General features: G+C 66.0%; 22 protein-coding genes and 1 pseudogene. 9 read left to right on the top strand and 14 right to left on the bottom strand.

The window, feature by feature from the left end; all coding sequences use genetic code 11:
- The first annotated feature begins 61 nt into the window (after positions 1–61).
- The gene (locus tag FHT98_RS16485; protein ID WP_142114650.1) at positions 62–1720 is read left to right on the top strand and encodes an OFA family MFS transporter; all 1659 of its coding nucleotides are present in this window, start codon (positions 62–64) and stop codon (positions 1718–1720) included.
- An 89-nt stretch (positions 1721–1809) separates the two neighbouring features.
- On the opposite strand, the gene FHT98_RS16480 is transcribed toward FHT98_RS16485, so the two are convergent.
- Positions 1810–2106 carry an antibiotic biosynthesis monooxygenase gene (locus tag FHT98_RS16480; protein WP_113587161.1) on the bottom strand — a complete coding sequence of 99 codons (297 nt, stop codon included), beginning with the start codon at positions 2104–2106 and terminating at the stop codon, positions 1810–1812.
- A 158-nt stretch (positions 2107–2264) separates the two neighbouring features.
- On the opposite strand from FHT98_RS16480, the gene FHT98_RS16475 reads away from it, so the two are divergent.
- A complete protein-coding gene (locus FHT98_RS16475) occupies positions 2265–2696 on the top strand; it encodes an OsmC family protein (protein ID WP_113587160.1) in 432 nt (143 codons plus the stop codon).
- A gap of 4 nt (positions 2697–2700) precedes the next feature.
- Here FHT98_RS16475 and FHT98_RS16470 read toward each other — a convergent pair whose 3' ends face one another.
- From FHT98_RS16470 to FHT98_RS16440, 7 genes are all read right to left on the bottom strand, one after another.
- Positions 2701–3705 carry an ABC transporter ATP-binding protein gene (locus FHT98_RS16470; RefSeq protein ID WP_142114649.1) on the bottom strand — a complete coding sequence of 335 codons (1005 nt, stop codon included), beginning with the start codon at positions 3703–3705 and terminating at the stop codon, positions 2701–2703.
- Positions 3698–4687, bottom strand: a complete 990-nt coding sequence (locus FHT98_RS16465) for an ABC transporter ATP-binding protein (RefSeq protein WP_142114648.1) — start codon at positions 4685–4687, stop codon at positions 3698–3700. The genes FHT98_RS16470 and FHT98_RS16465 overlap by 8 nt, the downstream gene beginning before the upstream one ends.
- Positions 4684–6147, bottom strand: coding sequence for an amidohydrolase family protein (locus tag FHT98_RS16460; protein WP_142115792.1), 1464 nt, complete (start codon positions 6145–6147; stop codon positions 4684–4686). Before FHT98_RS16460 ends, FHT98_RS16465 begins: the two co-directional genes overlap by 4 nt.
- A 38-nt stretch (positions 6148–6185) precedes the next feature.
- Entirely contained in the window at positions 6186–7382 is a 1197-nt protein-coding gene (locus FHT98_RS16455) for an amidohydrolase family protein (RefSeq protein WP_113587157.1), read from the bottom strand.
- Positions 7383–7414: 32 nt separating this feature from the next.
- The gene (locus FHT98_RS16450) at positions 7415–8368 is read right to left on the bottom strand and encodes an ABC transporter permease (protein WP_142114647.1); all 954 of its coding nucleotides are present in this window, start codon (positions 8366–8368) and stop codon (positions 7415–7417) included.
- A complete protein-coding gene (locus FHT98_RS16445; protein ID WP_113587155.1) occupies positions 8358–9350 on the bottom strand; it encodes an ABC transporter permease in 993 nt (330 codons plus the stop codon). The genes FHT98_RS16450 and FHT98_RS16445 overlap by 11 nt, the downstream gene beginning before the upstream one ends.
- Before the next feature lie 170 nt (positions 9351–9520).
- On the bottom strand, positions 9521–11089 hold the full coding sequence (locus FHT98_RS16440) for an ABC transporter substrate-binding protein (protein WP_142114646.1): 1569 nt from the start codon (positions 11087–11089) through the stop codon (positions 9521–9523).
- A gap of 243 nt (positions 11090–11332) precedes the next feature.
- On the opposite strand from FHT98_RS16440, the gene FHT98_RS16435 reads away from it, so the two are divergent.
- The 5 genes from FHT98_RS16435 (at position 11333) to FHT98_RS16415 (ending at position 15494) form a co-directional block, all read left to right on the top strand.
- Positions 11333–12040: a GntR family transcriptional regulator gene (locus FHT98_RS16435; protein ID WP_061968739.1), complete on the top strand. Its 708-nt coding sequence runs from the start codon at positions 11333–11335 to the stop codon at positions 12038–12040.
- A gap of 269 nt (positions 12041–12309) precedes the next feature.
- Entirely contained in the window at positions 12310–13125 is an 816-nt protein-coding gene (locus FHT98_RS16430) for an alpha/beta fold hydrolase (RefSeq protein ID WP_091858355.1), read from the top strand.
- A 133-nt stretch (positions 13126–13258) separates the two neighbouring features.
- Positions 13259–13645, top strand: a complete 387-nt coding sequence (locus tag FHT98_RS16425; protein ID WP_170843433.1) for a c-type cytochrome — start codon at positions 13259–13261, stop codon at positions 13643–13645.
- Between the two features lie 82 nt (positions 13646–13727).
- Positions 13728–14924 carry a Na+/H+ antiporter NhaA gene (nhaA, locus tag FHT98_RS16420; protein ID WP_142114645.1) on the top strand — a complete coding sequence of 399 codons (1197 nt, stop codon included), beginning with the start codon at positions 13728–13730 and terminating at the stop codon, positions 14922–14924.
- A gap of 120 nt (positions 14925–15044) precedes the next feature.
- The gene (locus tag FHT98_RS16415) at positions 15045–15494 is read left to right on the top strand and encodes an NUDIX hydrolase (RefSeq protein WP_113587151.1); all 450 of its coding nucleotides are present in this window, start codon (positions 15045–15047) and stop codon (positions 15492–15494) included.
- On the opposite strand, the gene FHT98_RS16410 is transcribed toward FHT98_RS16415, so the two are convergent.
- On the bottom strand, positions 15491–15964 hold the full coding sequence (locus tag FHT98_RS16410) for a DUF6644 family protein (RefSeq protein ID WP_142114644.1): 474 nt from the start codon (positions 15962–15964) through the stop codon (positions 15491–15493). The genes FHT98_RS16415 and FHT98_RS16410 overlap by 4 nt on opposite strands.
- A 2-nt stretch (positions 15965–15966) precedes the next feature.
- Positions 15967–16353, bottom strand: coding sequence for a DUF6152 family protein (locus tag FHT98_RS16405; protein ID WP_091858370.1), 387 nt, complete (start codon positions 16351–16353; stop codon positions 15967–15969).
- Between the two features lie 611 nt (positions 16354–16964).
- Here FHT98_RS16405 and FHT98_RS16400 point away from each other — a divergent pair.
- The gene (locus FHT98_RS16400; protein ID WP_142114643.1) at positions 16965–17462 is read left to right on the top strand and encodes a GNAT family N-acetyltransferase; all 498 of its coding nucleotides are present in this window, start codon (positions 16965–16967) and stop codon (positions 17460–17462) included.
- A 27-nt stretch (positions 17463–17489) separates the two neighbouring features.
- Here the strand turns inward: FHT98_RS16400 and FHT98_RS16395 are convergent.
- The 4 genes and pseudogenes from FHT98_RS16395 to uvrB form a co-directional block, all read right to left on the bottom strand.
- Positions 17490–17885: pseudogene (locus tag FHT98_RS16395) on the bottom strand (DUF2267 domain-containing protein); the annotation flags it as partial.
- A gap of 120 nt (positions 17886–18005) precedes the next feature.
- On the bottom strand, positions 18006–18728 hold the full coding sequence (locus tag FHT98_RS16390; protein WP_142114642.1) for a hypothetical protein: 723 nt from the start codon (positions 18726–18728) through the stop codon (positions 18006–18008).
- 9 nt (positions 18729–18737) lie between these two features.
- Complete coding sequence (locus tag FHT98_RS16385) at positions 18738–19244, bottom strand: Panacea domain-containing protein (protein ID WP_142114641.1); 507 nt, start codon at positions 19242–19244, stop codon at positions 18738–18740.
- A gap of 89 nt (positions 19245–19333) precedes the next feature.
- Entirely contained in the window at positions 19334–22033 is a 2700-nt protein-coding gene (gene uvrB / locus FHT98_RS16380; protein WP_142114640.1) for an excinuclease ABC subunit UvrB, read from the bottom strand.
- A gap of 142 nt (positions 22034–22175) precedes the next feature.
- Between uvrB and FHT98_RS16375 the strand changes: the two genes are divergently transcribed.
- Entirely contained in the window at positions 22176–25589 is a 3414-nt protein-coding gene (locus tag FHT98_RS16375) for a class I SAM-dependent DNA methyltransferase (RefSeq protein WP_142114639.1), read from the top strand.
- Positions 25590–25609 lie beyond the last annotated feature (20 nt).

Here is a 25609-nt window from a genome sequence, read left to right as displayed (position 1 = left end):
TGCAACGAGCCGGGAACCTACCTGGCCCGAACAGCGAAGCCATGGGGAAAGGAACCGGGGAATGAGTGTCGCACAGGATATCGGACAGGCGGGAGGCGGCATCGGCCTGCTCGACCGCGAAAGGACCATCGCCAAACCGGGCTTCAACCGCTGGCTCGTGCCCCCGGCTGCGCTCTGCATCCACCTGTGCATCGGCATGGCCTATGGCTTCTCGGTGTTCTGGCTGCCGCTCAGCCAGGCGATCGGCATCACCAAGCCCGTCGCCTGCGCGGCGGATGTCGGCCTGATCGGCTCGCTGTTCACCACGGCCTGCGACTGGAAGGTCGCCGATCTCGGCTGGATGTACACGCTGTTCTTCGTGCTGCTCGGCTCCTCGGCCGCGATCTGGGGCGGCTGGCTCGAGCGCGTCGGCCCGCGCAAGGCGGCCTTCGTCTCGACGCTGTGCTGGTGCGGCGGCCTCATGATCTCGGCGCTCGGCGTCTACTGGCACCAGCTCTGGATGCTATGGCTCGGCTCCGGCGTCATCGGCGGCATCGGGCTCGGCCTCGGCTATATCTCACCGGTCTCAACCCTGGTGAAATGGTTCCCGGACCGGCGCGGCATGGCGACCGGCATGGCGATCATGGGCTTCGGCGGCGGCGCGATGATCGGCTCGCCGCTGGCGGACATGCTGATGAACTATTTCAAGACGCCCGCCTCGGTCGGCGTCTGGCAGACCTTCGTCGCAATGGCCGCGATCTATTTCGTCTTCATGATGGCAGGCACCTTCGGCTACCGCATCCCGCCGGCCAACTGGCGCCCCGAGGGCTGGACCCCGCCGGCGACGCAGAACGCCATGATCACCTCCGGTCACGTGCATCTCCAGAACGCGCATAAGACACCGCAGTTCTGGCTGATCTGGTCGGTGCTGACCCTGAACGTCTCGGCCGGCATCGGCGTGCTCGGCATGGCCTCGCCGATGCTGCAGGAGATCTTCGCGGGCTCGCTGATCGGGAAGCCGGAGATCGGCTTTTCCGCGCTCGACGCCGGGCAGAAGACGCAGATCGCCACGATCGCGGCGGCCTTCGTCGGCCTGCTCTCGCTGTTCAACATCGCCGGGCGCTTCTTCTGGGCCTCGCTCTCTGACAAGCTCGGCCGCAAGCTGACCTATGCCACCTTCTTCGGGCTCGGCATCCTGCTCTATGCGCTCTCGCCCTGGGCGGCGCATGCCGGGTCGCTCGCGCTCTTCGTCGCCTTCTTCTGCATCATCCTGTCGATGTATGGCGGCGGCTTCGCGACGGTACCGGCCTATCTCGCCGACATGTTCGGCACGCAGTTCGTCGGCGCCATCCATGGCCGCCTGCTGACGGCGTGGTCGACCGCCGGCATCATCGGTCCGGTCGTGGTGAACTATATCCGCGAGGCGCAGATCAATGCCGGCGTCCCGCGCGCGCAGGTCTATGACCGCACCATGTACATCCTCGCCGGCATGCTGGTGCTCGGCTTCCTCTGCAACCTGCTGGTCCGCCCCGTCGCGGCCAAATGGTTCATGAAGGATGCCGAGGTCGCGGCCTTGCAGAAGCGGTCGGCCAGTGTCGACGGGGCAGCTCACTACGGCTCCTACGGCATCGGCAAGGGCGGGTTCGACGGCACGGCCATGCTCGCCTGGGCTGTGGTCGGCCTGCCGATCGCCTGGGGCGTCTGGATCACCTTGTCGAAGTCGCTGGCGCTGTTCCGCTAAACGACGACATCCCTGCCCTACCCGAAGGCCCGCATCGAGCGATCGGGGCGGGCCTTCGTCTGTTGCGATACAGCGTTCAAACGGGCGCGCTATTTCAGCGACAAGGCAACCGTGCCGGCGATCGGATCGGTGACGCCGAGCCCGCCGCCGAGATCGTCGAGCGTATGGCGGAAGCTGTTGAGCGTGGCGATCATCTGCGGACGCGCCGCCGCCATCGCGTCCATGCTCTCCCATTCTGCGATGATGCAATAGCGCCCCTCCCCGGCGGCGATGATGTTGGCGTGCCGCAGACCGGACCAGTCGGCGGCGACATTGCGATGCGCGTCGAGAAAGGCGGTCTCCATCCCCGGCTTGACCTTGAAACGAACGGCATTGAATGCGGTCATGGCGGCCTCCAGCGTTCGGAGAGATGACCTTACGGTAAGCGAGGTGCTTCTCCTCGTCACGATCACGTGCCGGTGAACCCAACGAGCACCGGGCCGTTGTCAGAGAGTAGCTTTCCAGGCGCAGGATAACTCACCCAACCAGAACGGGAGACAGCATCATGGCGATCAACAAGACCGGCTCGGCCCATTGGGAAGGCGGCATCAAGGACGGCAAGGGCACGATCTCGACCGAGACCAAGGCGCTCGACGCCTATCCCTATGGCTTCGCCAGCCGCTTCGAAGGCAAGCCCGGCAGCAATCCCGAGGAACTGATCGGCGCGGCGCATGCCGCCTGCTTCACCATGGCGCTCTCGCTGATCCTCGGCGAGGCCAATCTCAAGGCCGATGCGCTCGACACCACGGCGCGGGTAACGCTCGACAAGCTTGAGGACGGCTACGCGATCACCGCGATCCACCTGACGCTGAAAGGCAAGGTGCCCGGCGCCGACCAGGCGACCTTCGAGTCGCTGGCCGGCAAGGCCAAGGCCGGCTGCCCGGTCTCGAAACTGTTCAAGGCGCCAATCACGTTGGAAGCGACGTTGGTCAGCTAACGCTTCAGGCGAGGTGGCAGGAGACGCTGACCCCGCCCAGTTGCCGCAGCTCCGGCCGCTCGACGCGGCAGCGATCGGCGGCCTGGGCGCAGCGCGGATTGAAGGTGCAACCGGCCGGCGGATTGATCGGGCTCGGCACCTCGCCGGACATCGGCCGGCGCTCCCGGTTCGGCCGTTCGACATCGGGGATCGTGTCGAGCAGCAGGCGCGTATAGGGGTGCTGCGGGCGGGTGAAGACCTGCTCGGCCGGGCCTGCCTCGACGAAGCGGCCGAGATACATGATCGCCAGCTCGTCCGACATGTGCCGGACGACCGAGAGATTGTGGCTGATGAAGAGATAGGTCAGCCCGAATTCCTTCTGGAGCCGCACCATCAGGTTGAGGATCTGCGCCTGCACGGAGACGTCGAGCGCCGAGGTCGGCTCGTCGCAAACGAGGAAATCGGCCTCTGTCGCGAGCGCGCGGGCAATCGAGATGCGCTGGCGCTGGCCACCCGAGAAGGCATGCGGATAACGGCTCGCATCGGTGCGCGAGAGGCCAACCACTTCCAGCAGGTCGCCGACGCGCTGCTGGACCGCCGCCTCGTCGGACCTGAGCCTCAGTTCGCGGATCGGCTCGGCGATGATGTCGCCGACGCGCCAGCGCGGATTGAGCGAGGCATAGGGGTCCTGGAAGATCATCTGCACGCGCGGCGGGCCGATGGTGCCGTCGGCACGGCGAATGTCACGGAAGCTGAGCCTGCCCTCGGTCGGCCGCTGCAGGCCGACGACCATGCGGGCGAGCGTCGATTTCCCGCAGCCGGATTCGCCGACGATGCTGAAGGTGGTGCCACGCCTGACCGTGAAGGAGACGTTCTCGACCGCACGCAGGATGCGCCGCGGCTCGTGCGAGAACAGTCGGGACAAAGCCGGCGCCGACACATCGAAGCGGCAGCAGGCGGCAGCGACGTCGAGAATGATGTCGTCACCCGCTGCCTTGGCGGGGGCGAGCGTCGAAACCTGCTCAAGCATGGGCCGCCTCCTTCAGGGGGAAATGGCAGGCGGCGGCATGACCCGAGAGAGGCAGGCCGGGCTTGTGCTCGCGGCAGAAATCCTCCGCCCGGCCGCAACGCGGATTGAAGGCGCATCCCGGCGGAATGGCATTGAGGCGCGGCATGGCGCCGTCGATCTGGTTGAGATGCTCGTGGCGGACATGGACGCTCGGGATCGAGGCCATCAGCCCGGCGGTGTAGGGATGGCTCGGCCGGCGCGTCACCTCCTCGACCGGGCCGATCTCGACGATGCGGCCGGCATACATCACCGCAACGCGATCGGCCGTCTCGGCGATGACGCCCATGTCGTGGGTGACCAGCATGATCGCCGTGCCGTGCTCGCGGCAGAGCCGCTTCAGCAAGGTCGTGATCTGCGCCTGGATCGAGACGTCGAGCGCCGTCGTCGGCTCATCGGCGATGATCAGCGAGGGCTCGGCGCAGAGTGCGAGCGCGATGACGACGCGCTGGCGCATGCCGCCCGAGAACTGGTGCGGGAAATGGTCGATCCGCGTTTCGGCTGCGGGGATGCCGACCTCCTTGAGCAGGTCGAGTGCGCGCTTGCGCGCTTCCGTGCGACTGACCGGCAGGTGGGTCAGGATGGTCTCGACGAGCTGGTCGCCGACCTTGAGCAAGGGATGCAGCGAGGTCAGCGGGTCCTGGAAGATCGCACCGATACGTCGGCCGCGCAGCTTGCGCATCGCCTCCGCCGGGAGGTTGTCGATGCGCTGGCCCGAGAGATGGATCTCGCCGCCGGCGACGCGGCCCGGCGGATCGAGCAGGCCGATCACCGCCGTGCCGGTCAGGGACTTGCCCGCCCCGGATTCGCCGACCACGCCCAAGATCTCGCCGGGCGCGATGTCGAAAGAGACGCCATCGAGCGCCGTCAACGCGCCATGCCGGCCGTCGAAGACGATGCGCAGGTCGCGCACGGAGAGAAGAGGCGCTGCGGCGGATGCGGTCATGCAGAGGCCTCGCTGCGTTCGATCGCGTAGCTCGACGAGAAGATCTCGCTCATCGGCGGGTGGCCGAGCGTGCGCTCGGGATAGCGCGCCATCACGCCCTCGAACTGCTTCTGGGCGCGGGCGTTGTCGGCGGCCTCGTCCTGGCCGGGGATCGCCCGGTTTTCCATGACGAAGCGGCCATCGATCACCACGGTCGCGAAGTCGCGGCCATGTCCTGTCAGCATCATCGTCTGGATGGGATCGATGACCTGCCCGCTATGCGGCCGGTCGAATTCGAAGACGGTGATGTCGGCGCGGGAACCCGGCTGGAGGCGGCCGAGATCGGGGCGCTGCAGCGCGTTGGCGCCGCCGATGGTCGCCGCGTCGTAATAGTCCTCGGAGCGCACCGCGCCGACATTCCCGGCCATGGTACGGGCGAGGATCATGCCGGTCTGCATGTTCATCACCATGTCCGGCGGGCTCGTATCCGTGCCCATAGCGATGTTGAGGCCCATCGCGCGATAGCTGCCGAGATGGTTGATCGTGTTGCCGTGCCGGCCCGAGACCAGCGGGCAATGCACGATGCTGGCGCCGGAATCGCGGATGATCTCGAGATCGCGGCCGGGGCGATCGATCAGGCGGCTGCCGGAGACGACGGTGCCATGCGGCAGCAGGCAGCGCTCGTTGAGGAAGCCGAGGCTCTCCAGCCATTCCGGCGGACTCATGCCGTGCTGGGCGAGGACGAGATCGTATTCGATCTTCGACTGGCAGCAGTGGAGCCGGACGGGGATATCGAGCTCGCGCGAGGCTGCCGCCGTGCGGCGCAGAAGCTCGGCGGTCGAGGTCTCGATGCGGTCCGGCGCTAACATCGCGCGGATCAGGCCGCCGGCCTCGCCCTCATGACGCTTGGCAAAGTCGATCGCCGCGTCGAGCTCGGCGAGGCCGCGCTCCTCCTCGTAATAGGTGACGACGCGCCCGTCGCTTTCGACGACCTGGTTGCCGGTGCGATAGGCCGGGCCGAGATAGGCGCGCATGCCGAGATCGGCGGCGGCAACCGCAGCGTCCTCGAACTCCTGCACCGTCTCGCCCCAGGCACGGTAGAACAGCGAGGCGATCGGCAGCGCCGTGGTGATGCCGTTGCGGATCAGCTGGGAGAAGGCGTAGCGCTTCTGGAAGGCCAGTTCCTCGCGGGTGTACATCTCGTAGGGACCGGCCTCGAGATAGCTGCGCGGCCAGACGCGGCCCTTCTTCCAGGCCGGTTGGTTGTCATAGCCGAGGATGGTGGTGTCGAGGTCGGAAAGCGCGTCGCAATCGACGAAGCCCGGCCCGATCAGGGCATGGCCGTAATCGATCCGTCTGCTGACCTCGCCGGGGAAGCCATGGCCGACGAAGACGATTTCGCCGTTCTCGAACACGAGCTCGCCGTTCTCGTAGAGGCGATGGCGGCCGTCCTTGTGGCCGACCACCCAGCGCGCGGTCATCAGGATGCGGCCCACGGGCCGCTTCTTGGCCTCAAGGTTCACGGGGCAGTCCTCACCGAAACGCCGTCACGGGCGACGATCCTGCCGCGCTTGATCACGCGGCGCCTGGGCGAACGGGTCACGACGATATCCGTCAGGCTCTCGCCGGGCATGATCACCAGATCGGCGGCCTTGCCCTCAGTGAGGCCGTAATCGGCGATCTCCATCACCTGGGCACCGCCGGTCGTGCAAACGTGGAGGCCGAGTTCGACCTCGTCGTCGCGGCGGAAATTGTTGCGCAGGCCGATGAACATGGCGCGCTCGACCATGTCGGCATTGCCATAGGGGCCCCAGGTGTCGCGGATGCCGTCCGAACCCGAGCAGACGCGGATGCCGGCATCGAGCAGCTTCTTCACCGCCGGCGCCGTGTTGCGGGCCGGCGCCGTCGTCATGATCGCGATGTCGAGCGCGGCGAGCTGCGGGATGACGGGATCAACCAGTTGCGGATCGGTGCCGAGGCAGAAGGCGTGGCTGACCGTCACCTTGCCCTTCATGCCGAGCGCGCGGGTGCGCTCGATGATCAGGTCGAGCGAGAACAGGCCCATCTCGCCGGGCTCGTGCAGATGGATGTCGAGCGGCCGGCCATAGGTCTGGCAGAGCCCGAAGATCGCATCGAGATGGCCCTTCGGATCGCGGTCGATGGCGCAGGGGTCGAGGCCGCCGACGATCTCGCAGCCGGCCTTCATCGCCTCGTGCATCAATTCCAGCGTGCCCGGCCGGCGCAGCAGCCCGGATTGCGGAAAGGCGACGAGCTCGATGTCCATGATGTCCGCGTAATCCTCGCGGGTCTTCAGGATGCCCTCGACGCCCCAGAGCCCGTGATCGGTGTCGACATCGACATGGCTGCGGGTATGGGTCGAGCCCATCGTCGAGGACTGGACGGTCTGGCGTGCCGACTGGCGGGCGGGGTCCATGTCGAGGCGGCGCTTGTTCAAGCGCTCGTTGTCGATCTTGTCGAGCAGCTTCGGGCCGACTTCGTTGACGTACCAGGGCTGGCCCCAGAGGCTCTTGTCGAGATGGGCATGGGCCTCGACCAGGCCGGGAATGGCGATCTCGCCGCGGCCATCCTCGACCGTCACACCGGCGGGCGCGGCAATGTCCTTCGCCATCCGGCCAATGCGGCCGTTCTCGATCAGGATGTCGAGGGCAGGCCCCGCGTTCGGGCGGACGTTGCGGATCAGGAGAGAGGCAGTCATCGCGGGCGTATCCTCGTGGTTTCTTGTGATGGTCAGCGCAGTTTCGGGTTCAGCGCGTCGCGGAGCCAGTCGCCAAGCAGGTTGACCGAGAGCACGATCAGCCCGAGCTGCAGCGAGGGGAAGACGACGAGCCACCAGGAGCCGGAGAACAGGTACTGGTTGCCGATGCGGATCAGTGTACCCAGGGACGGCTGGGTGATCGGCATGCCGACGCCGAGGAAGGACAGCGTCGCCTCCGAGAGGATGGCGAGGCCGAGGCTCAGCGTCGCCGAAACCAGCACCGGCGTCATCGTGTTCGGCAGGATGTGGCGGCCCATGATCCGCGTCGCCGGCACGCGGATGATGCGGGCGGCGAGCACATATTCCTTGCGGCGCTCGACCATGGTCAGCGCGCGCACGGTGCGGGCATATTGCACCCAGCTCGTCAGCGCGATCGAGAGCACCAGCACCACGGCGGAGAAGGGCTCGCGCAAAGCCGGCGGCAGCATCTCGCGGAAGATCGCCGAGACCAGGATCGCCATCAGCAGGGTCGGGATCGAGAGCACGGTGTCGCCGAGCCGCATCAGCAGGTTGTCGATGCGCCCGCCATGGAAGCCGGCGATCAGCCCGATCGAGACCCCGATCAGCATCGAGACCATCACCGCCGCGAAGCCGATGATCAGCGAGATGCGCGAACCATAGAGAATGGCCGAGAGCACGTCGCGGCCCTGCGGATCTGTGCCGAGCAGGAAGGGCCATTCGCCGCCATCCTGCCAGATCGGCGGAATCTCGGCCTTGTCGATGAAGATCTGCGCGAGGTCGTAAGGGTCCTGCGGCGCGATCAGCGGGGCGAAGAACGCGCTCAGGACAAGCAGCGCCAGCATCAGCGCCGAGAGCCAGGCCACGGGCGTATGGCAGAAGCTCCAGCCGATGTCGCTGTCGAGAAAGCGACGCAGGCGGCCGGGTTGCCTGGCAGTGTCAGCGGGCCGAGTCTTCTCAGCGAGCATTGGCGCCTCCCGTCAGCGCGTCCTCGCGCAGGCGCGGATCGACCCAGGCATAGGTCAGGTCGACCAGCGTGTTGAGCGTGACGAAGATGAAGGAGACGACGATCAGATAGGCCGCCATCACCGGGATATCGACGAAGGTCACGGCCTGGACGAAGAGCATGCCCATGCCCGGCCACTGGAACACCGTCTCGGTGACCAGCGCGAAGGCGATCAGGTTGCCGATCTGCAGGCCGGTGACGGTGATGACCGGCATCAGGCAGTTGCGCAAAGCATGGCCGAAATGGACGGCGCGTGCCGGCAGGCCGCGCGCCCGGGCGAAGCGGATGAAGTCGGTGCGCATCGTCTCCAGCATCTCGGCGCGGACGAGCCGCATCACCAACGTGATCTGGAAAAGCGAGAGCGTGATGCCGGGCAGGATCAGCGCCTTGCGGCCCGACGCGGTGAGCAGGCCCGTGCTCCACCACCCGATCTGCACGACCTCGCCGCGCCCGAAGGCCGGCAGCCATTGCAGCGTCACCGAGAAGATCAGGATGAAGAGGATGCCGAGCGCGAAGCTCGGCAGCGAGACCCCGAGCACAGAGACGAATTGCAGGGTCTTGGCGAGGAGGCTGTCTCGCCGGATCGCGGTGTAGACGCCGAGGGGAATGCCGACGGCCAGCGACAGGAAGGTCGCGACCAGCACCAGTTCGAAGGTCGCCGGGAAGCGCTCCGAGATCAGCGTGAAGACGTCCTGCTGGTTGCGGTAGGAAATGCCGAAATCGCCGCGCACGGCATTGCCGACGAAGGTCGCGTATTGCAGCACGAAGCCCCTGTCGAGGCCGAGGCGGACGCGCAGCTCGTCACGTTGCTGCTGGCTCGCCTGTTCGTTCAGCATCAGCTCCACGGGGTCGCCGACGAAGCGGAAGATCAGGAAGGCGAGAAAGGCAACCGCCAGCATGACGCCGGCAGCGTTGAGCAGTCGCTTGAGGAGAAAGGCCGGCATGGTCTTGCGACTCCCTGCGCTAGGCGGATGCTTTTGTCATTCCGGGGCGCGCCGGAGGCGCGAACCCGGAACCCACGACCAGGTGAGCGGCGCCTCAAGTGGTTTTGCGCGGACAGCCCAGTCGTGGGTTCCGGGTTCTTCGCTACGCGAAGCCCCGGAATGACAACCCGTCACTTCATCATGGTCAGCCAGAGCCGCGGCTTGTTGTCCGAGGCCTGCACGGTCGAGACGATCGTCGAGCGCATCGCCCAGGCCATCGGCTGCTGGTGCAGCGGGATGAAGAGCTGCTCCTGCTTGGCGATCTTGAGCGCCTCCTTCATCATCTCGATGCGCTTGGGCGTGTCGAGCTCGACGCCAGCCTTGTCGATCAGCGCGTCGATGCGCGGATCGCCCCAGTTGCCCCAGTTGAAGACACCGCTGGTGCCGTTCTTGGAATGCAGCACCTGCACCAGCAGGGAATAGGCGTCGATCATCGGCTCGTTGGCCCAGCCGAAGGAGATGACGTCGAAATCGCCCTTGACGCGCTTCGGCGTCTGCTGGCTGCGCGGGGCCATGCTGAGGTTAGGCTTCAGGCCGGCGCGCGACCACATCGCCGCGATCGCCTGGCAGAACTCCTCCTCGTTGACGAGAGAGTCGCTCTGGCAGTTGATCTGGAAGGAGAAGCCGTTGGGGTAGCCTGCATCGGCCAGCAGCTTCTTGGCGCCGTTCAGATCGAAGGGCAGGCGCTCGTCCTGCGAGGGATCGTAGCCGGGGATCGCCGGGGCGACGAGCGCGCCGGTATTGCGCGACAGGCCGCGCATGGCGCGCTTCTGCACCGCGTCGATGTCGATGGCCCGGTAGAGCGCCTCGCGGACCCGGATGTCCTTGAAGGGGTTCTTGTCCTTGACGTCGCTCTCAGTGAGCTTGTTGCCAAGGTTCAAGGCGAAGAAGACCGAGCGCAGCTCGTTGGTCTGCAGCACCTTGACGTCCGGCGAGGCGGAGAGGCGCGGCAGGTCCTGCAGCGGCGCGACGTTGGTATAGTCGATCTCGCCGGAGAGCAGCGCGGCCACGCGGGTCGAGGACGAGGTGATCGGCGAGAACTCGATCACGTCGATATTGTGCTTCGGCTTGTCCCACCAGCCGGCATTCCTGACGAAGACCGTCTTGGAATCGGCGCGGCGGCTCTCGACCTTGAACGGGCCGGTGCCGTTGGCATTGTCGGTGGCGTAGCCCTTCACGCCCTTGCCGGAATCGGTCGGCAGCAGCGAGTTGTTCGCCTCCATCCATTCCTTGTCGAAGATGAAGATGTTGGTCAGGTCGTTCAGCAGCAGCGGGTAGGGGCCGTTGACCTCGATCTCGACGGTCAAGTCATCGATCTTCTTCGAGCTCTTGTAGGCCGGCAGATTGCCCTTGAGCGGCGAAGTCTCGTGGGTGACGCGGGCCAGCGAGGCGATGACGTCATCGGCGGTGAAGGGGTTGCCGTTATGGAACTTGACGCCCGGGCGCAGCTTGAAGCGCCAGACGGTCGGCGACACCGTTTCCCATGACTCGGCCAAAGCCGGCTCGATCTTGAGGTCGCCGGTATAGCGAACCAACCCCTCATAGACGTGATTGAGCACCGCGAGTGTGAAGGTCTCGCCGTAGGAATAGGGGTCGAGCGAGGCGATCTCGCGTGACGCGCCCCATTTCAGCGTCTTGGCTTCCGCCGCGCCGGTGAACGCGAAGGCGGCGACGGCCGCCAGCAACCAGGCCTTCTTCATCGACTTCTCCCCTTTTGCATCGGCGTGCCGCGGGCCCGCCGAACCTCGATCGCTTGTTGCCGTTCCGTTATGCACCTGGCGCTTTGCGCGCCAATTTCGTGTGCGATTATCAGGCATACTTGCATACGATATGAGAAGCGTATTGTATGCGATTATTGAGCACAAGCGGAAACTGGCGCGGAGCCCGCGATCGTGACATTGACGCCCCCGGACAAGACCATTCCAGCACGAGGGACAGCCACGATGGGCGAGAAGCGAACCCCGGTTCTGCGCGCCGAATCCGTCTACCGGGCGCTGCGCCGGGCGATCATCGAGCAGGCGCTGAAGCCCGGCATGAAGCTGCCCGAGGATTCGATCGGCGAGCAGCTCGGCGTCAGCCGCACCCTGGTGCGGGAGGCCTTCGGGCGCCTCGCCGTCGAGGGCTTGGTCGAGCTCAAGCCCAATCGCGGCGCCTCGGTCGCCTATCCGACACTGGAAGAAGCACGCGACGTCTTCGAGGTCCGGCGCGGCCTCGAGCGGCTCGTCGCCGAAAGCCTGGCCGGGCGCATCACCCCCTCCCAGGTCGCGGAGCTGGAAGCCCATGTCCGCCAGGAGGAGAAGGCGCATGAGCAGGACGGCCCGGAATCGATCCGCCTCTCCGGCGAGTTCCACATCAAGCTCGCGAAGATGACCGGCAACGCGCTGCTGCTGCGCTATGTCCAGGAGGCCTCGTCGCGCTGCTCGCTGATCCTGGCGATCTACGGGCGCCCGCACTCGACCGAATGCGCCGTCTCCGAGCATCGCCAGCTGATCGACGCGCTGCGCGCCGGCGACGCTGCCCGCGCAGCCGACCTGATGGACCACCATCTGCGGGCCGTCGTCACCCGTGCCCTGCTGACGCCACGCATCGAGCGCGACATCCGCGACGTGCTCGCGCCCTACGCTCTCAGCGAAGGGCTGAACCCCTCCTGACCCTGAGGCACCGCGCACAAAGATATGCGCCACACGCAGGCCAATTAGTCTTTGGTCTATTTGATCTGCGTCAAGAACATTGCTCCCCCTGCACTCAAGCCATGGCGGGGGCGGGCCCGATGCGCCATCCTGCCACGAAGTGATCCCATCGGCCAAATCAAGACCGAGCGATCAGGGCGGGCGACCTACTATTCCAGGGAGGATGGGGCCATGGACGACATCAAGCGCCGGCAGCGCAGCATTCGGCATCTCCATCCGCGAGGTGATGCATGACGGCCACCACGGACATCATCGATTTCAAGATCGAGACGCCGGACGGCGCGACGCTCCACGCGTTCAAGGAAGGCCACGGCCAGCCGCTGCTGCTCGTCAGCGGCCTGAGCGGCAGTGCCGCCTTCTGGAGCGAGATCGCCGCGACCCTCTCGCGCTCCTTCCAGGTCATCCGGTTCGACCAGCGCGGCATCGGCGCCAGCAGCCGTGGCGAAGTGCCCTGTTCCATCGACCTGCTGGCGCAGGACAGCCTCGCCGTGCTCGACGCAGCGGGTGTCTCGCGCGCCGTGGTGCTCGGCCATTCCACCGGCGGCTGCATCGCGCAGGCCATCGCCAAGCAGGCCCCCGGCCGCCTCGACGGCCTGATCCTGAGCGCGAGCTGGCTCAAGCCCGGCCGCTATCTCAACGCGGTCTTCGGTACCCGACGGGCGATCCTGGGCTGCGATCCCCATGCCTATGCCGCCACCTCGGTGCTGAACGGCTACCAGCCGCGCTGGATCGAAGCCAACTGGCATATCTATGACGCCGCGATCGAAGCCGCGCCGGTGAGCGAGCACGCCCGGACGATCGCCCGCGAGCGCCTCGACGCGCTGCTCGCCTTCGACGGCACCGCCGATATCGACCAGCTGCTGATGCCCGTGCTCGTCCTCGGCACGCGCGACGACATGGTCGTGCCCGTCTATCATCAGGAGGAGCTCGCCGCCGCCCTGCCCGGCTGCCGCCGGGCGATCATGGAAACCGGCGGACATCTTTTCCCGATCTCCCGGCCGGACGCCTTCACCGCGACCGTGGCGGAATGGATCGGCGAACTCTGAGAATCGCTCGGGAATTCCCCGAGCTCTCATTTTCCGGCTGAAAGGACAGCGCGCCGCGCGTCGAAATGGCTCATGCCATCGGCACGCGGCTCGGCGCTAAGCTGAGAATGCCTCCAAGTCGAAAGACGTGATCATGCGAGCCATTCTCTCCAGCCTTGTTCTCCTTCTCCCCTTCCTCTCCCAACCGGCCGCGGCACAGGATGCCTCGGCCGGCGAACGCTCCTTCGCAAAATGCCGCGCCTGCCACCAGATCGGCGAAGGCGCGCGCAATCTCGTCGGCCCCGAGCTCAACGGGCTGATCGGCCGGCATTCCGGCGCCGTCGAGGGCTACAGCTACTCGGCCGCCAACAAGAATTCCGGCCTGACCTGGGACGAGGCGACCTTCGCCGAGTACATCAAGGATCCCAGGACCAAGATCCCCGGCACCAAGATGATCTTCGCCGGCATCAAGAGCGAGAAGGAGATCAAGGACCTGACCGCCTTCCTCAAGCAGTTCGACAAGGACGGCAAGAAGTCCTGAAGCCGCCTGCGGCATCGGCAAACTTGGTCTTCGGCGGCTGCCTGTCGTATCTCTCCGCGTCTGATCGACCAAGGAGAGCTTGATGGCCGCCCCAGCGACCCGGACGAAACCCCTTTCCGCCTTGCGGGACTTCCTGCACGGCGAGGCAGCGGGCGGCATCGTCCTGATGGTCGTCGCGGCCCTTGCCCTCGTCGTCGCCAATTCGCCGGCGGCGCCGCTCTATTTCGGCGTGCTGAAGAGCTATGTGCTGGGCCTGTCGATCCTGCACTGGATCAACGACGCGCTGATGGCGGTGTTCTTCCTGCTCGTCGGGCTCGAGATCAAGCGCGAGATGCTGGACGGGCAACTCTCGAGCTGGAGCCGCCGCGTCCTGCCCGGCTTCGCCGCGCTCGGCGGCATGGTCGCGCCGGCGCTGATCTATGTCGCCTTCAATCTCGGCGCGCCCGAAAGCCTGCGCGGCTGGGCCATCCCGACAGCCACCGACATCGCCTTCGCGCTCGGCGTGCTCTCGCTGCTGGGCTCGCGCGTGCCGGCCTCGCTCAAGGTCTTCCTGACGGCGCTCGCCATCCTCGACGATCTCGGCGCGGTGATTATCATCGCGGTCTTCTACACGGCCGGTCTTTCGGGCCTTCACCTCGGGCTCGCCGCCGCGACGCTCGCGGCGCTCATCGCGCTGAACCGGCTCGGCGTGATGCGGCTGGCGCCCTATCTCTTGCTCGGCCTGGCGCTCTGGTACTTCACTCTGAAATCCGGCGTGCATGCGACGCTCGCCGGAGTCGCGCTGGCGCTGACGATCCCGCTGACGCCCTCGCCGGCCAAGCCCGACAGTACCGTCTCGCCGCTGCATCGGCTGGAGCACGGGCTGCACCCTTGGGTCGCCTTCCTGGTCATCCCGGTCTTCGGCTTCGCCAATGCCGGCGTCTCCTTCGCCGGGCTCGGGCTTTCCACGCTCGCCGCCCCCGTTCCGTTCGGCATCATGCTCGGGCTGTTCCTCGGCAAGCAGATCGGCGTCTTCGGCTTCAGCTGGCTGGCGATCCGCACGGGATTCGCCGATCTGCCGGCCCGCGCCTCCTGGGCGCAGTTCTACGGCATCGCCCTGCTCTGCGGCATCGGCTTCACCATGAGCCTGTTCATCGGGCTGCTCGCCTTCCCGGATTCGGAAGCCCTGCAGAGCCAGACGAAGATCGGCGTCATCGCCGGCTCGCTGCTCTCCGGCATCTGCGGCTGGCTCTTGCTGCGGCTGGCACGGCCGGAGGACATGCGCGAATCGAAGGGCTGATGCGATTCGACGGAACGCCTCTTCCATTTTTCCGGATCGATGCAATATTTATTCGTTCCGGCGAACATCTGTGATTCGAAGCCGGACGAATGTGCAGCCGGGAAAGGGCTCTCGACGTCGATGAAGAAGGCCAAGCGGAAACCGGGGGAGAAGCGGTCGCAGATCGCCGCCATGCCGATCCGTCATGCCGCCGACGGCTCGACCGAAATCCTGCTCGTGACCTCGCGCACCACGCGCCGCTGGATCGTGCCCAAGGGCTGGCCGATGAAGGGCCTCAAGGACCGCGACGCCGCTGCGCGCGAGGCCTATGAGGAGGCCGGCGTGATCGGCCGCGTCAGTGAGAAGCCGGCCGGGCGCTATACCTACTGGAAGCGGATGAACGACCATTTCGCGCTCTGCGAGGTGAAGCTCTATCTGCTCGAGGTCGAGCAGCAGCTCGACAGCTGGGCCGAGCAGCACCAGCGCGACCTGCACTGGTTCACGCTGGCCGACGCCGCCGATATCGTCGACGAGCCCGAGCTCAGCACCGCCATCCGCAAGCTCGACACCCAGCTCGCCGTCGCGGCCTAGACAAAGCCGATCCAGCGCCCCGCCAGCAGCACCGTAAGCCAGAGCGTGAAGGAGGCGAAGGCGCTCGCACGCACACGTCCTGACACCCGCTCGGTCGCCAAGGCTTCCGCCAGCGCCCTGCCCCGATGCTGGAGCGCGATATTACCGAGCGCCAGCGCGAGCAAGGCGAGCTTCGCGAGGAAGGCCGGGTTCCCCGCATATTCCGACGGCTTCACCGTGAAGAGCCAGGCGCCGGTCAGGAGCGCCAGCGCGAGGCCGAAGGCGGCGGCGCGGGTCAGGAAGGGCGCGAGCACGGCGAGCGGAGCGGCGCGCAGCAGGCCGATCAGCCGGAGATCGAGCGGCAGGATCGCGCCGACGAGCAGGCCGATGCCGAGGATATGGGCGGCGTTGACGACGAGATAGGCCGTGCCGGAGCGCTGCAGCCACAGCGCGCCCGGCCAGTGCCCCAGCGCCTCGATAAAAGCGGCCACGCTCAGTTGGTCCGGATGCGCTCCGGGTACATGTCGTAATCCTTGCCGGCGAGGGTGATGCGCACGGCTTTCATGTGCAGCTTGGTCTTGTCGAGATGGCGGTTGCCGAGCGCGGTGATGGCATCGCCCGGCTTGGCCGTGTCGCCGCGGAAGCCGGAGCGCTCGGTCTGGTTGGGATTGCCGAGATCGACCTGCCAGAGCTTGCCCTCGGACTCGACCATCAGCATCGGATGCGGCGGGGCCATCGAGATCTTGCTGATCTTGCCCTTGAGCGTCATCTGCTCGCCCTCGGCCCAGGCCCAGCCGTGATGCGCCAGCGCCGGCAGCGCCACAGTGGCGGCGAGGCCGGCGAGAAGGACGGGAAGGCGGCGGCGGTTCAGCATCGTCATGCAACGTCTCCCTGTTCGGGCGCGCGAGCCGCGCGCCTCTCGACAACCAGCCTGCCACGGCCGGGTTGCAGCCGGGCCATCACATCTGCGTTGGCGGCGTCGGGAAACGCGCAAGCGCCTGCGGCCGCCCGCGTCGCCGCGTGCGGGGAGAATGAGGGGCAGCGGAGCGCCGCGAGGCGCGGGGTATCGGCCGCTTCCATTGAGCCAGGATGCGGCGCGGATGGATTGAGCCACCATCCGCACGCCCCGTGACGCTCCGCTTGCCGGCGATTTAAAAGCCACGGGCCGCGCTTATACGGTCGGAATTCCATGAGTCGGCCGTTTCACGGATCAGTTCGGCTCATCGCCTCGTCACCCGTTCCGCGTCCGGCCCCGGATATCCCGAGCCTTGCAGCGAGCTCCTCGCACAGGGATCGTAATGTCCCCAGGGCGGTGCCCCGCAGCCTCCCGAGTCCGGGGTGCAAACCCGGCCGCAGGCGCCGCCCCCCGCCCCGCCATGCAGCATGCCTCCGGATGGCTGCCCCTCGGGGTGAGGTGAACAGAGGATAGGCATGGGTCGCACGGGCGGGGATTAGTTTTCATCGGCGGCACAGGCATGGCATAAGCCCCGCATGGATATTCGCACTGAACAGCCCGCCGATTCCGACGCCATCCGCGCCCTGACCACGGAGGCCTTCGCGACGGCGCCGCATAGCAGCGGCACCGAAGCGGCGATCGTCGACGGCTTGCGCGCGGCCGGGGCGTTGACGCTCTCGCTCGTCGCCGTCGAGGACGATGAGATCGTCGGCCATGTCGCCTTCTCGCCGGTAACGATCGACGGGGCGGAGCGCGATTGGTTCGGGCTCGGGCCGGTCTCGGTGCGGCCGGGCCGGCAGCGCGGCGGCATCGGCTCGGGCCTGATCCGCGAGGGCCTGCGGCGCCTGCGCGAGATGGGCGCCGGCGGCTGCGTCCTGCTCGGCGACCCCGCCTATTACGGCCGCTTCGGCTTCGCTGCCGATCCGGCGCTGGTGCTGGAAGGCGTGCCGCCGGAATACTTCATGCGCCTCGGTTTCAGCGCGGAGCTGCCGGCCGGCACGGTGCGCTATCACGCGGCTTTCGACGGGGTCTGAGGCCCAGACCGCCCAGAACTCCCGCGCGCCCGGCGGCAGCTTGGCCAGCGCGCGCTCGAAGGCTTGCGGCTCGACATGCCGACGCAGCGCCCGCGCAACATCGGCGATGCCGCTTTCGGGCAGGATGCTGTGGTCGCCGCGAAACGCCATCGCCTCCCGCGCCAGCGCCGCGCGGTCGGCGAAGGGTTTTGGCGGCCGGCCGAGGTCCCAGTCCTGCAGGACCATCGCAGCGAGCAATGGCGGCAGCGCGTCGGCGAAGGCCAGCCCCTCGGCTGGCGTCAGGCGCGCCCGGAAGGTGACGAGCACGGCCAGCACCGACTGCCAGGTCTGATGCGTGGTGGCATGGCCGAGCTCATCACGCGCATCGAGCAGGAAGCGTTCGAGGTCGCGCGATGCGTGGACGAATGTGGAGGGCACGGTCATGTGGAGAGTACAGGTAACGAGAAGACAGAGCGCCGAGCGAGAGCGCGCAACTTCGAAAGAAAGCGCTGCGGGGCCATTGCTGATCGAGTTCTGACAGGCGCTGCCCCCTCAAATGCGCTACTAAAACAAATCTGGTTGCAAGGGGTCAGGGCGCGGCGCATCAGGACGCTCAGACGGCGCCGTCTCTTTTGCCTTTGTGGCCAGCATTGCCAATGCTTGAAAATACCCCTCAGCAAAGCACTCCAACATCTGTCGCTTTCGCTCCTCGCTAAGCCGAGGAACATCTCTTGCGTCAATCACTCTGAGCATGCGGGGGCTCTTAGCGTCCGACGAGCTGAAATCTAAAATCTCGAACCTCGCGCTTTCCAGATCGGGATCTTGCAGCAAAATCTCCTCGACTAGCGTTACAAAGAGCGAAAGCCTCTCGTCTGAAAGGGGATTTCTTCGCCAAAAACTGAACCATGGAAAGTACAGCTGACCACCAATGCCGTAGATCATCGGCGGCTCGAACGGCACCATGAGCCCTCGCCCCACCGGATAGTACCGCCTATCGACGCCTTGAAAAAATTCCGGAGAAACCCCGTCGAAATGCTCTCTGATTAAAGGCATTACGCCCAGAAGATTTTCTCGCACCGCAACCCGCTTAATGGCAGCGATACCTGCGACGACATCCTCGTAAGGCACATGCAGCATCAAGTAATCGCGAAGCGCGCCGAAGAGAGGATTGTAATTGAAAGTCGGCGGGTTTTCGGCGAGCCTAACCAGCGCCTTTGCAATTGTAATTGGCTCATCCCGCCAGTTTCGGGCCAAATGCTGAACCGACGGAACGCGGAGACTAGCCATAAATTGCACCTATTGAGCAGAAAATGGACGTCTTATTCTGGAGTAGAACTCTCTGATCTGACCATCGTCGATCTTCATGCCAGGATTGACACTCCCGCCATGGTTCCAAGCCTCATACCACGGGCCACCTTCGACGTGACTCAACTGAACCAGCGCACCTGCGCTCAACCGCGTGTAAAACCCAACGATACTAGCAAGAAACGCCTCGGTCTCTGAGTCGAATTGGTATCTTACAACTTGCCGCGTTCCATTTCTAGGATCCAACTGAAAAGCTCGTCCGGAAATCGGGCTACGATCAAATGCCTTAAACTCGCGGTAGAGGTATGGAAGAACCGGGCCATACTCCCACGCCTCGAAACTATGCTTGATCAGCGGTCGCCCGAGATCGAGCAGAGACCAAACATGACAAAAGTAGACAACCTTCTGGAGTCCGAGATTCGTTAGCGCGCGATTTTGCTTGTCGCAAAAATCGAGAACGTAATTCGCCACCGCTCGCCCATCGAAACCCGACGACATACAATGTTCCACGTCTGTTCTTAAACCTTGCTCTGCCCGCCGTACAGTGACGCCATGGAGCCGTCCACAAGTAACGTACGTCCCCGCAGCTATCTCCGCCGCCTTCTCTCCCCCGCCCCCTTCGGCCGCGATTCCGGCACCGGGCCCATTTCGTCCAGTGTCGGCTTCCGCACCCGTGAGGTGCCGGTCAGCAGCGGGTTCGGCTTCTCGCCGGCTTTCGGCCTGCCCTCGCCGCCGCCAAAATTGTGCGGGCCCATGTCCGCATCGGTCGGCTTGCGGGCACGGGTGGGCGGCAGGTTGGCGCTGGAGCCGTAAGAGCGCTCGCCCTTGTACTTGCCGGCGGAGGCCTCGACATCGCCCTGGCGGGCGAGCGGGTCGTCCGCGATCGCCAGCTCCGTCGCCTGAAGGCGCTTGATCTCGTCGCGCAGGCGGGCCGCCGTCTCGAATTCGAGATCGGCCGCGGCCTCGCGCATGCGCTTCTCGAGATCGGCGATCGCGGCCTTGAGGTTGTGGCCCGAGGCCGGCGCCACCAGCCCCTTGTCGACCGTGACATGGTCGCGCTCATAGACCGAGCCGAGGATGTCGCCGATGGCGCGCTTGATCGTCTGCGGCGTGATGCCGTTCGCCTCGTTATAGGCGACCTGCTTCTCGCGGCGGCGATTGGTCTCCGCCATCGCCCGCTCCATCGAGCCGGTGATGTGGTCGGCATAGAGGATGACCTTGCCGTCGACATTGCGGGCGGCGCGGCCGATGGTCTGGATCAGCGAGGTCTCGGAGCGCAGGAAGCCCTCCTTGTCGGCGTCCAAGATGGCAACGAAGCCGCATTCGGGGATGTCGAGGCCCTCGCGCAGCAGGTTGATGCCGACCAGCACGTCGAAGGCGCCGAGGCGCAGGTCGCGCAGGATTTCGATGCGCTCGATCGTGTCGATGTCCGAGTGCATGTAGCGCACGCGCACGCCGTTCTCGTGCAGGTATTCGGTCAGGTCCTCGGCCATGCGCTTGGTCAGCACGGTGACGAGGGTGCGATAGCCCTTCTCGGTGACCTCCTTGACCTCGTCGAGGAGGTCCGCGACCTGATGCTTGGCGGGGCGGATCTCGACCGGCGGGTCGATCAGCCCGGTCGGGCGGATGACCTGCTCGGTGAAGACGCCGCCGGTCTGCTCCATCTCCCAGCCGCCGGGCGTGGCCGAGACATGCACCGACTGGGGCCGCATCGCGTCCCATTCCTCGAAGCGCAGCGGCCGGTTGTCCATGCAGGACGGCAGCCGGAAGCCGTATTCGGCCAGCGTCGCCTTGCGGCGGAAGTCGCCCCGGTACATGCCGCCGATCTGCGGCACGCTGACATGGCTCTCGTCGGTGAAGACGAGGGCGTTGTCGGGCAGGTATTCGAAGAGCGTCGGCGGCGGCTCGCCCGGCTTGCGGCCGGTGAGATAGCGCGAGTAGTTCTCGATGCCGTTGCAGGAGCCGGTGGCCTCGATCATCTCGATGTCGAAGGTGCAGCGCTGGTCGAGCCTTTGCGCCTCCAGGAAACGGCCCATGCGGTTGAGCTCGTCGAGGCGGGCCTTCAGCTCCTCCTTGATCGACTTCACGGCCTGGGTCAGCGTCGGGCGCGGCGTGGTGTAGTGCGAATTGCCGTAGACCTTGATGAATTCGAGCTCGCCGGTCTTCTGGCCGGTCAGCGGATCGAACTCGGCGATCGACTCGACCTCGTCGCCGAACAGGCCGATGCGCCAGGCCCGATCCTCATAGTGCGCCGGATAGAGCTCGATCACGTCGCCACGGACGCGGAAGGTGCCGCGGGTGAAGTCATGCTGCGTGCGCTTGTACTGGAGCGCGACGAGATCGGCGATGAGCTGGCGCTGCTCGATGCGCTCGCCGAGCTTTATCGAGAAGGTCATCGCCGTATAGGTCTCGACCGAGCCGATACCGTAGATGCAGGAGACCGAGGCGACGATGATCACGTCGTCGCGTTCGAGCAGGGAGCGCGTCGCCGAATGGCGCATGCGGTCGATCTGCTCGTTGATCGAGGATTCCTTCTCGATATAGGTGTCCGAGCGCGGGACGTAGGCCTCCGGCTGGTAATAGTCGTAGTAGGAGACGAAGTACTCGACCGCGTTGTCCGGAAAGAAGCTCTTGAACTCGCCATAGAGCTGCGCGGCCAGCGTCTTGTTCGGCGCGAGGATCAGGGCCGGGCGCTGCGTCTCCTCGATCACCTTGGCCATGGTGAAGGTCTTGCCCGAGCCGGTGACGCCGAGCAGCACCTGGTCGCGCTCCTGCCGGCGGATGCCGTCGACGAGATCGGCGATCGCGGTCGGCTGGTCGCCCGATGGGGAGAAGTCGCTCTTCATCGTGAAGGCGATGCCGCCCTCCGATTTCTCGGGGCGCTCGGGCCGATGCGGGGTCCAGGGCTTGCCGGGCTGGATGAAGGGGCTGCCGGTTTCGAGCAGATGCTGCAGCGAGCTCGCGGTCGCGGCCGCCGCGCCCTCGGCGCCGATGAAGGCGGAATCCGCCTTCTTCGTCAGCTTGCGCTTGGGCCTCTCCTCGCCGCCCGGCCGTTCCGTGGCATAGCTCGGCTTCGCCTCGTAGCCCGCCTGCGGCCGGTCGCCGAACCCCGACGCGCCGCCGGGCACAGCATTGCCGCGGTTGATCGCCGGGTTGAGCAGATCGGCGAGATAGCCTTCGAGCGGCTTCAGCTCGGGCTTGGTCGCCTTGGAATTCGGTGTGCGGGCCGAAGAGGGCTTCTTCGCCGCCTTCGGCTTGGTCGCGGTGGTGTCGGAGCTTTTCGGCATGGCCGCAATATGGGGCGGAATGCGTGATGATGCGAGGGGGTGCGGCGCATCGCAGGGCTGATTGGTGACAGGAGTTGACAGGAACGCTTAATGCAATCTTAGATTGTATTAAGCGATAAATAACAACCTATGGAGATGGACCATGTCGGGGGGCGGGTCCGAGGCCGAGGCGGTCGAAGCCTTCATCGCCCGCTGGCGCCTCTCGGAAGGTGCGGAGCGGGCGGCCTATGCGCAATTCCTCAGCGAGTTCTGCGGGCTGATCGGGGTCGAGCCGCCGCAGCCGCCGACCAGCGATTCCGATGCCGTGACCTATCGCTTCGAGTATCCCGTGCGCTTTCCGGATGGGCAGGGCGGACATACGACCGGCCGGATCGACCTCTATCGGAAAGGCGCTTTCGTCCTCGAAGCCAAGCAGAGCCGCCTGAAGGGACAGGCCAAGGAGGTGTTGCCGGCGCAAGGCGCCCTGCCCTTCGCGGAACCGGCCGGGCCGCGCGGGAGGCGCGGGGCCGATCGCGCCTGGGACGTGCTGATGCTCAATGCCAGACGCCAGGCGGAGGACTATGCCAAGGCGCTGCCGGTGAGCCATGGCTGGCCGCCCTTCCTGATCGTCTGCGATGTCGGACATTGCTTCGAGTTCTATGCCGACTTCACCGGGCAGGGTAAGAACTACGTCCAGTTTCCCGACCGGCAGAGCTACCGCGTCTATCTCGACGATCTGCGCGATGCCGGGCTGCGCCAGCGCCTCGCGGCGATCTGGACCGAGCCTTCCTCGCTCGATCCTGCCCGCCATGCGGCCCGCGTCACACGCGCCATCGCCGAGCGGCTGGCCGCCGTCTCCCGGGTGCTGGAGCGCGCGCATGATCCGGAGGAGGTCGCGCTCTTCCTGATGCGCTGCCTGTTCACGATGTTCGCCGAGGATGTCGGGCTGATCCGCAAGGACGCCTTCAAGGCCCTGCTACGCGAATGCCGCGACGCGCCGGATTCCTTCCTGCCGCTGGTCTCGGAGCTATGGCAGGCGATGGACAAGGGGGAATACTCGACCTCCGTGCGCGAGCGGATGAAGCGCTTCAACGGCAAGCTCTACGAGGATGCCCAGGTCTTCCCGCTCGGGCGCGAGGAGATCGGCGAATTGCTGGCCGCGGCCGAGCATGACTGGAAGGAGGTCGAGCCCGCGATCTTCGGAACGCTGCTCGAACAGGCGCTCGATCCGCAGGAGCGCGCCCGGCTCGGCGCGCATTACACGCCGCGTGCCTATGTCGAGCGGCTGGTCGTCGAAACCGTGATCGGCCCGCTGCGCGAGGACTGGCGGGCCGTGCTCGGCGCAGCACAGCAGGCGCGCGACGGCGGCGAAGCCCGGAAGGCGCTGGCGCTGGTCGAGGATTTCCACGAGACGCTCTGCACCACGCGGATTCTCGATCCGGCCTGCGGGACGGGGAATTTTCTGCACGTTTCACAGGAGCTTATGAAGAAACTGGAAGGCGAAGTGCTCGATGCCGCGGGCGAGCTCGGCCGCAACGAGGAGCTCTCCGGCTTCGCCGCCCATCAGGTCGGGCCGCATCAATTCCTGGGCATGGAGACCAATCGCCGGGCGGTGGCCATCGCCGATCTCGTCCTGTGGATCGGCCATCTGCAATGGCATTTCCGCACGCGCCCTCATGCGCCGCGCGAGCCGATCCTCGAAAAGCTCGACCATATCTACAAGCGGGACGCGGTGCTGAGCTGGGACGGCTGGCCGATCCCGCAATGGCGCGATGGGCGGGAGGCCCTGCCCAACCCGCGCCGGCCGGAATGGCCGGAAGCCGCCTTCATCGTCGGCAATCCGCCCTTCATCGGTGGCAAGGACCTACGGGCAAGGCTCGGGGACAGCTACGCCGAGGCGCTCTGGGCAGCGCATCCGCAGATGAACGAAAGCGCCGATCTCGTGATGTACTGGTGGGACCACGCCGCCGAATTGCTGACCCGACCCGGCACCTGCCTGCGCCGCTTCGGCTTCGTCACCACCAACTCGATCACCCAGCTTTTCCAGCGCCGCACGGTCGAGCGGCATCTCGGCGGCAAGCGGCCGCTGTCGATCATCATGGCGATTCCCGACCATCCCTGGACGAAGGCCGGGCGGGACACCGCCGCCGTCCGGATCGCGATGACGGTCGCGCAAGCGGGTTATCATGACGGCAAGCTCTGTACGGTCCTGTCCGAAGACGAACTCGACACCGACCAGCCCCAGATCGAACTGCGGGAGAGCGAGGGACGGATCAATTCCGACCTCACGATCGGTGCCGACACTGCTCAGGCCTCGGGGCTTCAGGCCAATAGCGGACTCAGCTCGCGCGGCATGATGCTGTTCGGGAAGGGCTTCCTCGTGTCGCAGGAGGAAGCACAGATGCTGGGTCTCGGCCGCAGAGCCGAGCTGGAGAAGCATATCCGAACCTACCGCAATGGCCGGGATCTGATGGCTCGCCCGCGTGGCGCCATGGCCATCGATCTGTACGGACTCCAGCCCGATGAGGTTCGGGAGCATTATCCCGAGGTCTATCAACACCTGCTTCGCACGGTGAAAGCGGAGCGGGATCGCAACAGGGATGCCGATATCAAGGCAAGGTGGTGGCTCTTCGGCCGAACGCGCGACGAGATCCGTCCAGCCCTCGCTCCTCTCCAGCGCTATATCGCCACGGTCGAAACCGCCAAGCACCGCATCTTTCAGTTCCTTGATGCCTCGATCCTGCCGGACAACAAGATCCTGGCGGTCGCCCTCTCCGATGCGCACACGCTCGGCGTCCTGTCATCCCGCATCCACAAGACCTGGTACCTGGCCAGCGCCGGCAAGCGCGGCGTCTACGAACGCGATGCGGTCTATGTGAAATCCCGCTGCTTCGACCCATTCCCCTTCCCCGATGCGACCGAGCATCAACGCGAAGCGATCCGCCGCCCGGCGGAAGCGCTCGATGCCCTGCGCAAACAGGTTCTGACGGAACATCCCGAACTAACGCTGACCAAGCTATACAATGTTCGCGAGGCGCTCCATGCCGGCTACGCGCTGACGGCTGCGGAGGCGGATATCCGCGATCGCGGCCTCGTCATGATCCTCGACGAACACCACAAGGCGATCGATACCGCCGTGGCCGCAGCCTATGGCTGGCCGGCCGAGCTCGGCGAGGAAGAGGTGCTGGCCCGGCTCGTCGCCCTCAATCGGCAACGCGCGCAGGAGGAGGCTCAAGGGTTGGTGCGCTGGCTCCGGCCGGACTATCAGCGTCCGCGCTTCGGCGCCCCGGCCAAAGTCGGCGAGCAGATCGACACGCTGCTGCCGGAACCGCTATCGGCCGCCGCCGGCAAGCCCGTCTTTCCGGCCGAGGCCGTGGAGCGGGTCGCCGCCGTACTCGCGGCACTGGCGGGGAACGCGGCGCCCATCGATGCGAGGGCGATCGCAGCGCGCTTCCGCCAGGGCCTCAAGGTGGAGCACGCCATCCGCGGCATCCTGATCTCGCTGGCGCGGGTCGGCGAAATCTCGACAGTGGATGGCGGACACAGCTTCGCACGCCGGCTGACCGGCACGGGATGAGCGGAGGTTTCAAAGGCGCC

The organism is Allobosea sp. AK1 (assembly GCF_006714945.1).
In the GTDB taxonomy this organism is placed as follows: Bacteria; Pseudomonadota; Alphaproteobacteria; order Rhizobiales; family Beijerinckiaceae; genus Allobosea; species Allobosea robiniae.
This window is presented reverse-complemented; position numbering and strand designations above follow the sequence as displayed.

Excerpts from the sequence above, each read along its gene's own strand:
- FHT98_RS16485 (WP_142114650.1), top strand. The coding sequence starts at position 62 with ATGAGTGTCGCACAGGATATCGGACAGGCGGGAGGCGGCATCGGCCTG.
- FHT98_RS16480 (WP_113587161.1), bottom strand. The coding sequence starts at position 2,106 with ATGACCGCATTCAATGCCGTTCGTTTCAAGGTCAAGCCGGGGATGGAG.
- FHT98_RS16475 (WP_113587160.1), top strand. The coding sequence starts at position 2,265 with ATGGCGATCAACAAGACCGGCTCGGCCCATTGGGAAGGCGGCATCAAG.
- FHT98_RS16470 (WP_142114649.1), bottom strand. The coding sequence starts at position 3,705 with ATGCTTGAGCAGGTTTCGACGCTCGCCCCCGCCAAGGCAGCGGGTGAC.
- FHT98_RS16465 (WP_142114648.1), bottom strand. The coding sequence starts at position 4,687 with ATGACCGCATCCGCCGCAGCGCCTCTTCTCTCCGTGCGCGACCTGCGC.
- FHT98_RS16460 (WP_142115792.1), bottom strand. The coding sequence starts at position 6,147 with ATGACCGCGCGCTGGGTGGTCGGCCACAAGGACGGCCGCCATCGCCTC.
- FHT98_RS16455 (WP_113587157.1), bottom strand. The coding sequence starts at position 7,382 with ATGACTGCCTCTCTCCTGATCCGCAACGTCCGCCCGAACGCGGGGCCT.
- FHT98_RS16450 (WP_142114647.1), bottom strand. The coding sequence starts at position 8,368 with ATGCTCGCTGAGAAGACTCGGCCCGCTGACACTGCCAGGCAACCCGGC.
- FHT98_RS16445 (WP_113587155.1), bottom strand. The coding sequence starts at position 9,350 with ATGCCGGCCTTTCTCCTCAAGCGACTGCTCAACGCTGCCGGCGTCATG.
- FHT98_RS16440 (WP_142114646.1), bottom strand. The coding sequence starts at position 11,089 with ATGAAGAAGGCCTGGTTGCTGGCGGCCGTCGCCGCCTTCGCGTTCACC.
- FHT98_RS16435 (WP_061968739.1), top strand. The coding sequence starts at position 11,333 with ATGGGCGAGAAGCGAACCCCGGTTCTGCGCGCCGAATCCGTCTACCGG.
- FHT98_RS16430 (WP_091858355.1), top strand. The coding sequence starts at position 12,310 with ATGACGGCCACCACGGACATCATCGATTTCAAGATCGAGACGCCGGAC.
- FHT98_RS16425 (WP_170843433.1), top strand. The coding sequence starts at position 13,259 with ATGCGAGCCATTCTCTCCAGCCTTGTTCTCCTTCTCCCCTTCCTCTCC.
- nhaA (WP_142114645.1), top strand. The coding sequence starts at position 13,728 with ATGGCCGCCCCAGCGACCCGGACGAAACCCCTTTCCGCCTTGCGGGAC.
- FHT98_RS16415 (WP_113587151.1), top strand. The coding sequence starts at position 15,045 with ATGAAGAAGGCCAAGCGGAAACCGGGGGAGAAGCGGTCGCAGATCGCC.
- FHT98_RS16405 (WP_091858370.1), bottom strand. The coding sequence starts at position 16,353 with ATGACGATGCTGAACCGCCGCCGCCTTCCCGTCCTTCTCGCCGGCCTC.
- FHT98_RS16400 (WP_142114643.1), top strand. The coding sequence starts at position 16,965 with ATGGATATTCGCACTGAACAGCCCGCCGATTCCGACGCCATCCGCGCC.
- FHT98_RS16390 (WP_142114642.1), bottom strand. The coding sequence starts at position 18,728 with ATGGCTAGTCTCCGCGTTCCGTCGGTTCAGCATTTGGCCCGAAACTGG.
- FHT98_RS16385 (WP_142114641.1), bottom strand. The coding sequence starts at position 19,244 with ATGTCGTCGGGTTTCGATGGGCGAGCGGTGGCGAATTACGTTCTCGAT.
- uvrB (WP_142114640.1), bottom strand. The coding sequence starts at position 22,033 with ATGCCGAAAAGCTCCGACACCACCGCGACCAAGCCGAAGGCGGCGAAG.
- FHT98_RS16375 (WP_142114639.1), top strand. The coding sequence starts at position 22,176 with ATGTCGGGGGGCGGGTCCGAGGCCGAGGCGGTCGAAGCCTTCATCGCC.